Consider the following 13,105-nt stretch of genomic DNA (forward strand, 5'->3'; position numbering starts at 1 on the left):
GCGACCGGGCGCAACCCGACAGCGTGACCCCACTGACCCCGAGAAGGAAGGTTCTTACCGGACTCTGTCAGAGGAAGCTTTCTTACCTTCTGACAAGATCATCGTTACGGTAACGAAAGGTGCCATAAGCACCGAACGCTCCCTGAACAGTGCAAATGTGTCCCGCGAAAAAGCCGACACTCTTGCTGGGGGAGATCCCTTGGTGGTCGAACGAGTTCATGAGGCCTTCGCCGCGCAGGTGCGACGCACTCCTGAGCACATCGCGGTGGTGGCGGGCACCACCCGCCTGACCTACGCCGAACTGAACGAACGAGCCGAACTGATCGCCGCCGTACTGCGCCGCCGGGGGACTGGCCGGGGCGATTCGGTGGGCGTGTGCCTCGACAGGGACGAAGGGCTGTTAGCGGCACTGCTCGGCGTATTGAAGACAGGCGCGGCGTACGTGCCGCTCGACCCGGCCTACCCTGCCGATCGCCTGGAGTTCATCGCCTCCGATGCCCAGATGGCGCAACTGATCACATCGACGCCCGTCGCCCGGCGCCAGGAGGCCGTCCTCCGCGCCTCGGGCGCCACGCCCTTGCTCCTCGACACCCTCGCCGACACCGAGGGCCGGCCCTCGCCCGACGTGACGGACGATCGGGGCAGCGGCTCCGACGCCGCCTACGTGATCTACACCTCCGGTTCCACCGGACGCCCCAAGGGCGTCGTCATCGAGCACCGCAACGCGATGGCCCTGCTCTCCTGGGAGGCCGAGCACTACGCGGGCGAGCTCGACGGCATGCTCTTCGCCACCTCCGTCTGCTTCGACCCCAGCGTCACCCAGATGTTCCTGCCGCTGATCACCGGCGGCACCGTGATCGTCGCCGACACCCTCCTGTCGCTGCCCTCGCTCCCCGCCCGCGACGAGGTGACCGGCGTGTACGGCGCGCCGTCCGCCCTCATCGCCCTGCTCGCCGAGCCGCTCCCCCCGAGCGTCCGGATGGTCATCGCCGGCGGCGAGCCGTTCACCAGGGCGCTGGCCGACCGCGTCTACGCCAACCCGGGCGTGCGCCGCGTCGTCAACGTGTACGGCCCGACCGAGTGCACGGTCACCTGCACCTCCCACGAGGTGCTCCGCGACTCCGGCGACGAGCCGCCCATCGGCACCGCCTACGCAGGATCGAGCCTGTCCGTGCGCGACGGCGACGGCAACCCGCTCGGCGATGGCGAGATCGGCGAGCTGTGGGTGGCGGGGCCGCTGGTCGGCCGCGGCTATCTGAACCGGCCCGACCTGACCGCCGAACGCTTCGTCGTGGACGACCAAGGCGTGCGGCACTACAGGACCGGGGACCTGGTCCGCCGCGAAGGCGAGGTTCACCTCTACGCCGGACGCAACGACGACCAGGTGAAGGTCGCGGGATTCAGGGTCGAGCTCGGCGAGGTCCAGGGCACGCTGGCCAGGCATCCGTCGGTCAACCACGCCGTCGTCCTCACCCAGGCCGACGGCAGCGACGTCCGCCGCCTCATCGCCTACGTCGAGACCGGCGGCGCCTCCGCGGATGGATCCCGGCCCCTCACCGAGCCCGGGCTCAGGGAGTGGCTGAGGGAGCGCCTGCCCGACTACATGGTCCCCTCCCGCATCGCGATCATGGACCGCATCCCCCTCGGTCCCACCGGCAAGATCGACCGTGCGGCTCTCCCCGCCGTCGACTTCTCCAGCGTCACCGGTGAGTACACCGCTCCCTCGACCGACACCGAACGCCGCCTCGCCGACATCGTCGCCGCCGTCCTCGGCCTCGACCGCGTGGGCGTCCATGACCATTTCACCGACCTCGGAGGCCACTCCCTCGCCGCCGCCCGCGCCTGCGCGATGATCGAGCGCGACCTCGGCGCCAGGGTGGCGCTGACCGCGTTCCTCGGCCGGCCGACGGTCGCCGAGCTGGCTCCTCTCGTCGAGGCAGCCGAACCCGCAGCACCCTCCGCCGCCCTGGTCCGCCATCACGGCGCCACCCGCTATCCCCTGACCGCCGCGCAGCACGGCATGTGGCTCCTGCGCGAGGTCAGTCACACCCGCAACGCCACCACGCTCGCCTTCCGGCTGCGCCTGACCGGCCTCACAGACGCCACCCCCGTCAAGGAGGCTCTCGACGGGCTGGTGCGTGACCACGAGGTCCTCCGCAGCGTGATCGTCAGGGGCGAGGACGGCGAGCCCTTCGCCGAGGTCCGCCCGCCTGCTCCTGTGCCGTTCGAGGAGGGCGGCGAGCCCGACATCACCTACGGCTTCGACCTGGCCGCCGAGGTGCCGCTGCTGCGCGCCTCCCTCCTGTGGCAGGACGACACCACCGCCGAACTCGTCGTCGTCACCGATCACATCGCCTACGACGGCTGGTCGAACGTCACGCTCATGGCGGCCCTCACCGGGACGGCCGGTGAGCCGCCGCTCCAGGTGGGCGACGTCGCCCTCATGGAGCAGAAGGTCGATCCGGGGCCGCTGCGCGCGTTCTGGGCAGAGGAGCTGGCGGGGGCGGCTCCGCCGTACGAGCTGGCCGGTCGTGCCGACGGCGGGCCCAGCAGGTTCCGCGGCGCGCGACTGACCCGCCCCGTCCCCGCGACGACCGTGGCGAGCGTGCACGAGCTGGCCGCCGCGACGGGCACCACGCCTTTCGCGGTGTACTTCACTGCGCTCGGCCTACTCGTCGCCGCCCAGACCGATCGCCCCGACGTGCTGCTCGGGGCGGCCGTCGCCGACCGCGCCCACCCTGACCTGGAGTCGCTGGTCGGCCCCCTCGTGGACGTGCTGCCCGTGCGCGTCAGATTCGACCCCGACCTCCCCGTACGGCAAGCCGTCGCGCGCACCGCGGCCGCGACCGCCGGCTCGCTCGACCACCTGGGCCTGTCCCCGCAGGAACGCCTGGCCGTCTCCGGCATCGAGCGCCCGCGCGGCGCCATGCTCACCCCCGTCGTCCTGTCCCTCCAGCCGCCGAACGTGCCCGTGACCGCCACCGGCGACGGCCTGACCGTCGAGCTGCTCGGCGAGCTGAGCGGCGGCGGGGCACAGGCGCCGTACACCGTGTTCGTCAACACGACGGTGGACGGCGTGGAGATGCAGCTGGAGTACGACCTCGACCTGTTCGACCGGTCGGAGGCCGAGGCGTTCGCGGACCGGCTGATGCGGCTGCTCGACGCCGCTCTGGCCGGGCCCGACCTGCCGGTGTCGGCGTTCGAACTGGTCAGCGCGGAGGAACGGGCCATGCTGCAGGACTGGGGGGTGGGCGCGCCGCTGCCCGACGGCGGCCCGCCGACGGTGGCGCACGCCGTGCTCGACGTGGCCGCCGGTCGTCCCGGGGCACCCGCGGTGGTCGACGACGAGGGCACGCTCACCTACGGCGAGCTGGCCGCGCTGTCCGGCCGGATCGCCTCCGCGCTCGGCGCGGCAGCGGCGGGCGCGACGGTGGGCGTGTGCCTGCCCCGCGACCGTTTCCTGCCCGCCGCGCTGCTCGGCGTGGCCCGCGCGGGCGCGGCCTACGTGCCGGTCGAGCCCGACCAACCGGTCGAACGGCTGCGCTACCAGCTGGCCGACGCGGGCGTCACGACCATCGTCTCGGCGGGGGACGCTCTCGCCATGGCCCGTGAGCTGGCGGCCGACGCGACCGTGCTCGACCTGGCCGAGCTGCCGGACGGCACGGACCACGCGGGGTTGCCTGACCCCGGCGACCTGGCCTACGTCCTCTACACGTCGGGCTCGACGGGCAGGCCCAAGGGCGTCGAGGTCACGCACGCGAATCTGGCCGCGTTCGTCCAGGCCATGCGCGTCACCCCCGGCGTCAGGCCCGACGACGTGATGCTCGGCCTGACCCCGTTCTCCTTCGATGTGTTCGGCTTCGACCTGTGGGTCAGCCTCGCCTGCGGCCTGCGGCTGGAGCTGCTCGGCAGGGACGACGCCGTCGACGGGCACGCGATCGCCCGCAGGATCGAGAAGTCGGGCGTCACGCTGTTCACCGCCACGCCCACCACGTTGCGCATGCTGGTCGCGGCGGGGTGGAAGGGCGGCCCGCGGGTCCGCGCCGTCAGCATCGGCGAGGTCCTCGACCCGGTGCTGGCCGGCGACCTGCTGGCCAGGGTCGGCGAGATGTGGAACTCCTACGGCCCGACCGAGACCACCATCTACTCCACGATGACGCTGCTGCAGGAGCCGGTCGGCGACAGCGTCTCCATCGGCGGCCCGCTGCCCGGCGAGTACGTCCAGGTCCTCGACCAGGCGGGCAGGCTCGTGCCGCCGGGCGTCCAGGGTGAGCTGTGGATCGGCGGCGCGGGCGTGGCGCGGGGCTACCGCGGTCTGCGCTCCCCCTCGTTCGCCGAGGGCCGCTACCGAACCGGCGACCTGGTGCGGTGGAGGCAGGACGGGGGTCTCGACTTCCTCGGCCGCCGCGACCAGCAGGTGAAGATCCGCGGCCACCGCATCGAACTGGGCGAGATCGAGACCGCCCTGCGCGAGCTCATGGCCGACGCGGCCGTGGCGGTCCACGGCGAGCAACTGGTCGGCTACCTCGTCGGCGACTCCCACGCGGCGCTCTCGGACGCCGACCTGAGGCAGTCGCTGAAGCGGCGCCTGCCCGACCACATGATCCCCCGTCACTGGATCCGTCTGGACGGCCTGCCCACCACCTCCTCCGGCAAGCTCGACAGGGGAGCGCTCCCACAACCCGACCTCGGCACGGCCAGGGAACCCGCCCCGCCGGCCACGCAGGCTGAGCTGCTGGTCGCCGACGTCTGGCAGGCGGTACTGCGCCTCGACACCGTCAACACCGACGACGACTTCTTCGCCCTCGGCGGCCACTCGGTGGCCGCGACGCTGGTCACCGGCAGGCTCATGGAGGCACTCGCGTTGCAGGTCCCCGTCCGGCTGCTGTTCGAACATCCCACGCTGGGGGGCTTCGCCTCAGCCGTGGAGGCGCTGCTCATCGCGGACCTGGAGGCAGGCCAGTGACCGACCTTCAGAACCGGCTCGCGGAGCGGCTGGCCGCCGCCCGCCGTACGGCGGCGCGGGCCGAGCCCGGCATCCCCGCCAGGACCGGCGAGGGACCGGCGCCGCTGTCCCCCGCTCAGTCCCGGCTGTGGTTCCTGTCCCAGCTGGACGAGCGCACCGCCTACAACATCCCCACCGCGGTTCGGCTGAGCGGCCCGCTCGACACAGCGGCCTTGCTCGACGCGGTCAGGGACCTGGTCGAGCGGCACGAGGTGCTGCGCACCCTGGTTGGCCAGGACGGCGCCACGGTCGTCGCCGCCGACCGGGTGCCCGTCGGGATCGCCGACGAGTCCGCCGACCTGGAGGCGGAGGCCTATCGTCCGTTCAGGCTTGAGGCGGAACCGCCGACCAGAGCCACGCTGTTCCGCACCGGCGTGGACGAGCACGTCCTGCTGCTGACCGTCCACCACGTCGCCTTCGACGCCTGGTCGCGCGACCTGGCGATCACCGAGCTGGCCGCCCTCTACACCGCGCGGCTCGGCCTCGCCGAGCCTCCTGAGCCGCCGAGGGTCCGGTACGCCGACTACGCCCAGTGGCTGGCCGGGCGGCCCCAGCCCGACGCGACCTGGTGGGCGGACCGCCTCGCGGGTCTCGAACCGGTGCTGGACCTGCCCACAGACCGGCCACGGCCATCGGTCGCCGACTGGGCGGCGGGCGAGGTCCCGGTCCGCGTCGACGCGGCCGCGATCAGGAGGGCCGCGGGCGAGACGGGGTGCACGCCGTTCATGGTGCTGCTGGCCGCGTGGCAGGAGCTGCTCGGCCGCGTCTCGGCCACCGACGACGTGCCCGTCGGCGTGCTGGAGGCGGGCAGGCTGCATCCCGACACCGAGCGCATGCTGGGCTGCTTCGTCAACACGCTGGTCATGCGCGTCGACAGGTCGGGCGACCCGACGGGGCGCGAGCTGCTCTCCCGCACCCGCGACGTCGCGATCGAGGCGTTCGCGCACCGCGAGACGCCGTTCGAGCGGGTGGTCGAGCTGGTCAACCCGGACCGGAACCCGGCAACGACGCCGATCTTCCAGGCCGTGCTCAACGTCCTGGACTCCCCCGCCGCCGCGCCGTGCTTCCCTGGTCTGGACGCCGAGGTGTTCGAGCCGCCGATGCGCACGGCCAAGTACGACCTCAACCTCGCGCTGAACAACGCGGGCGAGTCCTATGTGGGCTCACTGACCTTCCGCCGCGACCTGTTCGACGACGACACCGCGCGCAGGATGGCGAGCTGGTACGTCACGCTCCTGGACGGCATGCTCGCCGACCTCGACTCCCCTGCCGCGGCCGTACCGCTCGAACCGATGTCGGGCCCGCTGATCAGCGGGCCGAAGCGGGACTTCGACCTGTCGCGACCCCTCCACGCGCTGTTCGAGGACTGGGCGGCCAGAACGCCCGACGCGATCGCCGTGGGCGAGCTGACCTACGCCGAGGTGGACAGGCAGGCCAACAGGATCGCCCAGCGGCTGGTCGCCGAGGGCGTCGGCCGCGAGGACGTGGTGGGCCTGCTCCTCGAGCGGCGCGCCCCGCTCGTCCCCGCCATCCTCGGCGTTCTGAAGGCGGGGGCGGCCTACCTGCCGCTCGAACCGGCCTACCCCGACGACCGGCTGGCCTACATGGTCTCCAGCGGCGAGGCCCGCCTGGTGCTCGCCGAGCGGGACCTGGCCCCCAGGATCGCGGGGGCGCTGGCGCTGGAGGACGTCCTCGCGCAGGACCTGCCGGACACCCCACCCGACGTGGCGGTCTCCCCCTCCGATCTGGCCTACGTGCTGTTCACCTCGGGCTCCACCGGACGGCCCAAGGGCGCGGCCGTCGAGCACAGGGCCGTCGTCCACTACCTGCTCGCCGTGGCCGAACGCCTGACCGGCGACTACGCCTCCTACGGCGTCGTCTCCACGTTCGCCTCCGACCTGGTCCTGACCTGCCTGCTGGGCGGGATCATCAGCGGCGCGACCGTTCACCTGGTCGACCAGGACACCGCCACCGATCCCGAGGCCTACGGCGCCTACCTGCGGTCCCACCCGATCGATGTCATCAAGATGGTTCCGAGCCACCTGGAGCTCCTGGCCGCGCACGGCGACCTGGCGAGCGTGCTTCCCGAAAAGCTGCTCATCCTCGCGGGCGAAGCGACCTCGTGGGAGCTGGCCGAGCGCGTCAGGACCGCCAGACCGGGCCTGGAGCTGCAGATCCACTGCGGCCCCACGGAGACGACGGTCTCCGTGCTCGCGTGTGTGGCGCCGCCCGAGCCGACGGGCTCGGCCGCGGTCCCCCTGGGCACCCCGCTGGCCGACGTCACCTGCTACGTGGTCGACGCGGCCGGCCGCCCGCTGCCCGCGGGCGTGCCAGGTGACCTGTGGATCGGCGGCCCCAGTCTGGCCCGCTGCTATCTGGGCCGGCCCGACCTGACGGAGGACAGGTTCGTCCAGCACGCGGGCGAGCGCGTCTACCGGACCGGCGACAGGGTCAGGCTCAACGCCGGCGGCCAGGTCGAGTTCCTCGGCCGCGTCGACGACCAGGTCAAGATCCGCGGCTTCCGGGTCGAGCTGGGCGAGGTCAAGGCGGCGCTCCAGGACCAGCCGGGCGTCGCGGAGGCCGCCGTCCTGCCGATCGGCGAGGCGCACAACCGGCGGCTGGCCGCCTGGGTGGCTCCCGCCACCGTCGACCTGGCGGCGATCCGGGCGGGCCTGCGCGAGCGGCTGCCCGAGTACATGGTGCCGCCCGCCATCGTCGTCCTCGACAGCCTTCCCCTCACCCCGCTCGGCAAGGTCAACAGGGCCGCGCTGCCCATTCCGGAGGTGGCCGCGGCGGGTGAGAGGATCGCTCCCGGCACCCCCGCCGAGCTGAGAGTGGCCGCGGCGTGGGCGAAGGTCCTCGACACCGACGACCTCGGCGTCGACGACGACTTCTTCGCCCTCGGCGGCGACTCCTTCAAGGCGGTCCGCGCGGTCAGGGAGATCGACCCCGCCCTGCGCGTCATCGACTTGTTCACCAGGCCGACCATCAGGGAGCTCGCCGCCTACCTGTCCGCCGACGCGGGCGAGGCGGGGATCCTTCACCGGCTGGCCGGGCCCGCCACGGCCCGCCGTACCGTGCTGTGCGTGCCCTACGGAGGCGGCTCGGCCGCCGCCTACGGGCCGCTGGCCACCGCGCTGGCCGAACTGGACGCCGATACCGCGGTCCTGGCGGTCGAGCTGCCCGGCCACGACCCCGGCAGACCCGACGAGCCCATGCTGTCGCTGCCCGAGCTGGTCACCACCATCCTCGCCGAGCTGCCGCCCAGCGACCAGGTCGTGCTCTACGGCCACTGCGTGGGCTCGGCGCCCGCCACCGAGGTCGCGTTACGGCTGGAGCAGGCGGGCGTGCCCGTGGCCGGGCTGTTCGTCGGCGGCAGCTTCCCCGACGCCCAGCTGCCCGGCAGGCTCTCGGCGTGGTGGAACCGGCGCTTCCCCGCCTCGCGGTGGAGCTCCGACCGTTCGCAACGCGACTTCCTGCGCACGCTCGGACTGGAGGAGGACGCCGGAGACGTCTCCCTCATGATCCGCGCCCTGCGCCACGACGTGGAGGAGGCCACCACCTGGTTCACCGAGCAACTGGCCGTCCCTCGCAGGCTCGACGCGCCCGTGATGTGCGTGATCGGCGAGCGCGACCGGGCGACCGAGCTCTACCAGGAGCGCTACAAGGAGTGGGGCGCCTTCGCCGACAGGGTCTCGCTCGCGGTGATCCCCAAGGCAGGCCACTACTTCCTCAAGCACCAGGCCGCCCAGGTCGCCGCGCTCATCGACGGCAGCCTGTCGGCGTGGTCGTCCGGCGACCTGCCCGAACCGGTCGGTGAGGTCGGTGTCACCGGCGACAGCGCCCGCCGCGACCTGCGCCGCTTCTACACCGTCGCCGCGGGACAAACCGCCTCGCTCCTGGGCAGCGCGCTCACCTCGTTCGCGCTGGGCGTGTGGGCCTACCAGAGCAGCGGACGCGTGGCGGACTACGCGCTGGTGACCATGCTCGCGGTCCTGCCCGCCCTGCTCGCCTCACCGCTGGGCGGCGCCATGGCCGACCGGGTCGACCGCAGGCTGGTCATGCTCGCCTGCGACGCCGTCTCCGCTCTGGCCACCGCCGCGCTGGTCCTGCTGCTGTGGTCGGGCGACCTCCGGATCTGGCAGGTCGGGGTCATCTCGGGGACGCTGTCACTGGTCACCGCCTTCCACCGGCCCGCCTACCTGGCGGCGGTCGCCCAGCTGGTGCCCAAGCCGTACCTGATGCAGGCCAACGCCGTCGCCAACCTCGGCACGGGGCTCGGCATGCTGCTTGCGCCCATGGCGGGTGCGGCGCTGGTGACGCTGTTCGGCCTGCACGGCGTGGTGGCCATCGACATCGTCACCTTCCTGATCGGCCTGGCCACGCTGCTGGCCGTCCGTTTCCCCGACCGGCTGTTCCACCGGCTCGAGGAAACCTTCACGCAGGCGATCGTGGGCGGCTGGCGCTTCCTCGTACGGCGTCGCCCGCTCATGATCATGATCGGGTTCTTCGTCGTCGAGAACTACCTCGGCATGCTCGCCCTGGCCGTGACCGTACCCACGCTGCTGTCGTTCGGCGACGTCGCCGCCGTCGGGACGGTCACCGCCGCGCAAGGTCTCGGCGCCGTCCTCGGCAGCCTGGTCATGGTGTTCTGGGGCGGCACCTCCCGCCGGGCGATCGGCATGGTGGGCTTCGTCAGCGGCTTCGGCCTCGGCGTGCTGCTGATCGGCCTGCGGCCCTCGGTCGTGCTGGCCGCCGTCGGCGGCCTGGTGTCGTGGCTGTTCCTGAGCGTCCTCAACGCGCACTGGCTGTCGCTCATCCAGATGAAGGTGGGACTGGAGCTGCAGGGACGCGTGCTCGCCACGAACCAGATGCTGGCGGTGTCGATGACGCCGCTGGCGTTCCTCACGGCGCCGCCGCTCACAGCGTTCTTCTCGCCGCTGCTGGAACCCGGAGGAGCACTGGCCGACACCGTCGTCGGCACGATCGTGGGCGTGGGGTCAGGCCGGGGCATCGGGCTCCTGCTGGCGGTGACCGGCGCGCTGCTGGTGGTGTGGGGGGCGCTCGGGCTGTGGTACCGCCCGCTGCGCCGGATGGAGGACGACCTTCCCGACGCGGTGGCGGGCGCCGAGATCGCCGGCTCGCTCGACGCTGTCCAGGCCGAGGCCGACCGCTCGCTGCGCGTGACCGGCTGACCTGTCAGACGGCCCCGGCCCACGCCCGTCGGCGGGCAGGGGCCGTCGCCCAGGTGAGGAGCGGCTTCCTCCCGGGAGCCCGGTGGTGACTTCAGGCGAGCGGCGACGACGCTCACACCGGCGCATGTACGATGATCAACCGTCGCGCTGGCAGGGCGGGAGTGACCATGACATCGACGCGGGCCGGTCATGTGGTCGGCGGCCGCTACAGGCTGGTCGCCGAGCTGGGGTCCGGCGGTTTCGGGCGGGTCTGGAAGGCCAGGGACGAGACCCTGGACGTCGACGTGGCGATCAAGGAACTGCGCCTGCCGCCGGGGATGACGCAGGCCGAGCAGGCCGAGCGGCTGGAGCGCGCCATCCGTGAGGCCCGCAACGCCGCCCGGTTGCGCACGTACGAGAACATCGTCGCGATCCACGACGTCGTCGTCGAGGACGGCCTGCCATGGATCGTCATGGAGCTGATCGACGGCTGCTCGCTGAACGAGCACCTCAAGGCGCACGGACCGCTGCCGGAGGACAGGGCCGCGCACGTCGCCGTGGCGCTGCTGGCGGCGATCGGCGTGGCACATCAGGAAGGTGTCGTGCATCGCGACATCAAGCCGGCCAACGTCATGCTCGCAGGGAACGGGAAGGTGCTGCTCACCGATTTCGGCACCGCGGGCCACAGCACCGACACCGCCCTGACCGCCACAGGGATGTTCGTCGGCTCGCCTGAGTACATGGCGCCCGAACGGTTGCGCGGCGCCGACGGACTCCCCGCCGGCGACCTGTTCTCCCTCGGCGCGACCCTCTACCAGGCCGTCGAGGGCGTCTCGCCGTTCCAGCGCGACACCCAGACCGCGACGCTGACCGCGGTACTGCTGGAGGAGCCCCCGGTGCCGCAACGCGCAGGGCGGCTCACCCAGCTCGTCACCCGGCTGCTGGACAAGGACCCGGACAAGAGGCCGACGGTCGCCGAGGCTCTGACCATGACCGGAGAGCAGCCGGCGACTCATGTCCACCCGCGCGCGGCACCAGGATCCTCACAGCACAGGGAAGCCCGGCGAGGTGGCAGTCGAAGGCGCCTTGGTCGCTCGATTCGTACCGCCGAGCGCCGGCCAGACCGTCACCGCCGTCGTCGGCGTCACCGGATTCCTCTTCGGCGGCGGTGCCTTCGCCTCCGCTCTTGACGGCGCCGCCGAGATCTTCCTGAGCACGATGCTGAGCCACGACCATGAGTCCGCCGCGACGGTCTCACTGATCGTCATCACCGTCATCGTCCTCATCGCCATGGGCTGGGCCTGGGAGTCCAGGACGTCACGAAGCCCGAAACCCGGCTCGACCGGAGCCGGGCGATGAACTCGTGTTCCGGCTGCCCACGGTGACCGACTCGTCGGCGTGCTCGCCACCCGACCAGCGAAAAGGCCCGACTCCGATGCCGGGGGCGGGTCGCCTAGCCGCGCGACGAGCTCTCCAGAGCCTCTTGGAGCCTCGTCGTCGCCTTCTCGGCGGCGGGTCTGGTGAGATCGGGATCGAACCGGCCGTAGAAGCCGCTGTGCTCCAGCGCGATCATGGCGTTGCCGACCCTGATGATCACGATCCGCGTCGCTCGCATACCAGAGGATCTTCGCCCCCTCACACGCAACCGCGTTGGGAGGCTCAGTCACCATCGCGTCAGGCGTCCTCCTGAATCGCGCGCAGCACAACGAACCCGACCGCGCCCGGCATGGCGACGGAGACAGTCACACCGACGGCGATGAGGATCTGCTGGAACCCTGGTCGGGCATGCGCACCACCGGACGCGTGGCGGGGGTTGGGGGTGCGTCCGTACATGTCGATTTTTCTCGATCATCTCGATCGGCGCGGCGCGTTCGGCCGGTTCGAGTCGCCGGCCAGCCACGCCGGGTAGGCATCGTTGCGCCTGCTCGCCTCGTCGTAGGCGCGCCGGGCCTGCTCGGCGACCTCGGCGGCCACCGCGGGGAAGGGGCCGTCGCGGTGCCAGGCCAGCAGGTGCCGGTACCAGAGCGGGTTGCCGGCGATCGGCCTGATCGCCAGACCGGGTGACTGGCGAAAGGTCGCCTGGCACAGGCTGACTCCCCGCCCCGCGAGCACGAGGTCGAGCAGGACCGTCCCCTCCACCTCGTGCCTGACCCTGATGGCCAGCCCCGCGTCGTGGAAGATCGTCGTCCAGTACTCCCTGATCCGGTCGTCGTCGGGCGGTGGCGCGATCCAGTCTTCGGCGGCCAGTTCCGCGAGGGTGACCTCGGTCCTGGCCGCGAGGGGGTGGCCTACGGCCATCATCGCGAAGACGGGCTCGCTCGCCACCGGCTGCAGGACGACGCCGGGGCCGGCCGCCAGCTCGAAGCCGGGACAGTCGCCCACGACCGCGAGCTCGAGCTGGGCGGCCTCGACCAGTTCGACGAGCCTGGTCGAGGCGCCGCGGGTGACGGTGGTCACCACGGCCTCCGGATGGGTCGCCTCGAGCCACGTCAAGAGCCCGGCCAGCAGCGGAGCGTTCACCGTGCCGATGCGCAACGTCCTGTTCCGGGCGGACGCGCGCAGTCCGAAGACCAGGTCGTCGATGGCGGGCAGGACGGCTCGCGATCTGGCCAGCACGAGTTCGCCGAACGCGGTGGGCCGCACGCCCTGCGCGGCCCGCTCGAACAGCGTGCCGCCGAGCATGGTCTCGATGCGGCGGAGCTGGGCGGTGAGGCCGGGCTGGGACAGGCGCAGCGTCTTGGCGGCCCTCGTCAGACTGCCTGACTCGGCGATGGCGCAGATGATGCGCAGGTGCCGGATCTCCACCTCCATAACCCAATGTTATGGGGAAATAGGAGCTTTCATCCAGGTGAACGGATCGACGACTATCTACCCACCCGGGAGGCCCATAACGATATGTGCCATTTCATATGGCAATGGTACAAAA

General features: G+C 72.0%; 6 protein-coding genes. 3 read left to right on the forward strand and 3 right to left on the reverse strand.

The window, feature by feature from the left end:
- The first annotated feature begins 202 nt into the window (after positions 1–202).
- From AC3EO4_RS47960 to AC3EO4_RS47970, 3 genes are all read left to right on the forward strand, one after another.
- Entirely contained in the window at positions 203–4,966 is a 4,764-nt protein-coding gene (locus AC3EO4_RS47960; protein WP_431902742.1) for an amino acid adenylation domain-containing protein, read from the forward strand.
- A complete protein-coding gene (locus AC3EO4_RS47965) occupies positions 4,963–10,200 on the forward strand; it encodes a non-ribosomal peptide synthetase/MFS transporter (protein WP_431902704.1) in 5,238 nt (1,745 codons plus the stop codon). The genes AC3EO4_RS47960 and AC3EO4_RS47965 overlap by 4 nt, the downstream gene beginning before the upstream one ends.
- Positions 10,201–10,367: 167 nt before the next feature.
- Complete coding sequence (locus AC3EO4_RS47970) at positions 10,368–11,369, forward strand: serine/threonine-protein kinase (RefSeq protein ID WP_431902706.1); 1,002 nt, start codon at positions 10,368–10,370, stop codon at positions 11,367–11,369.
- A gap of 263 nt (positions 11,370–11,632) precedes the next feature.
- Here the strand turns inward: AC3EO4_RS47970 and AC3EO4_RS47975 are convergent, their stop codons facing one another.
- The 3 genes from AC3EO4_RS47975 to AC3EO4_RS47985 are packed head-to-tail and all read right to left on the reverse strand — an operon-like array spanning position 11,633 to position 12,990.
- Positions 11,633–11,794, reverse strand: coding sequence for a hypothetical protein (locus tag AC3EO4_RS47975; RefSeq protein WP_431902708.1), 162 nt, complete (start codon positions 11,792–11,794; stop codon positions 11,633–11,635).
- A gap of 59 nt (positions 11,795–11,853) precedes the next feature.
- Positions 11,854–12,012 carry a hypothetical protein gene (locus tag AC3EO4_RS47980; protein ID WP_431902710.1) on the reverse strand — a complete coding sequence of 53 codons (159 nt, stop codon included), beginning with the start codon at positions 12,010–12,012 and terminating at the stop codon, positions 11,854–11,856.
- A gap of 15 nt (positions 12,013–12,027) precedes the next feature.
- Positions 12,028–12,990 carry a LysR family transcriptional regulator gene (locus tag AC3EO4_RS47985; RefSeq protein WP_431902712.1) on the reverse strand — a complete coding sequence of 321 codons (963 nt, stop codon included), beginning with the start codon at positions 12,988–12,990 and terminating at the stop codon, positions 12,028–12,030.
- Positions 12,991–13,105 lie beyond the last annotated feature (115 nt).

Source organism: Nonomuraea sp. bgisy101 (genome assembly GCF_057708945.1).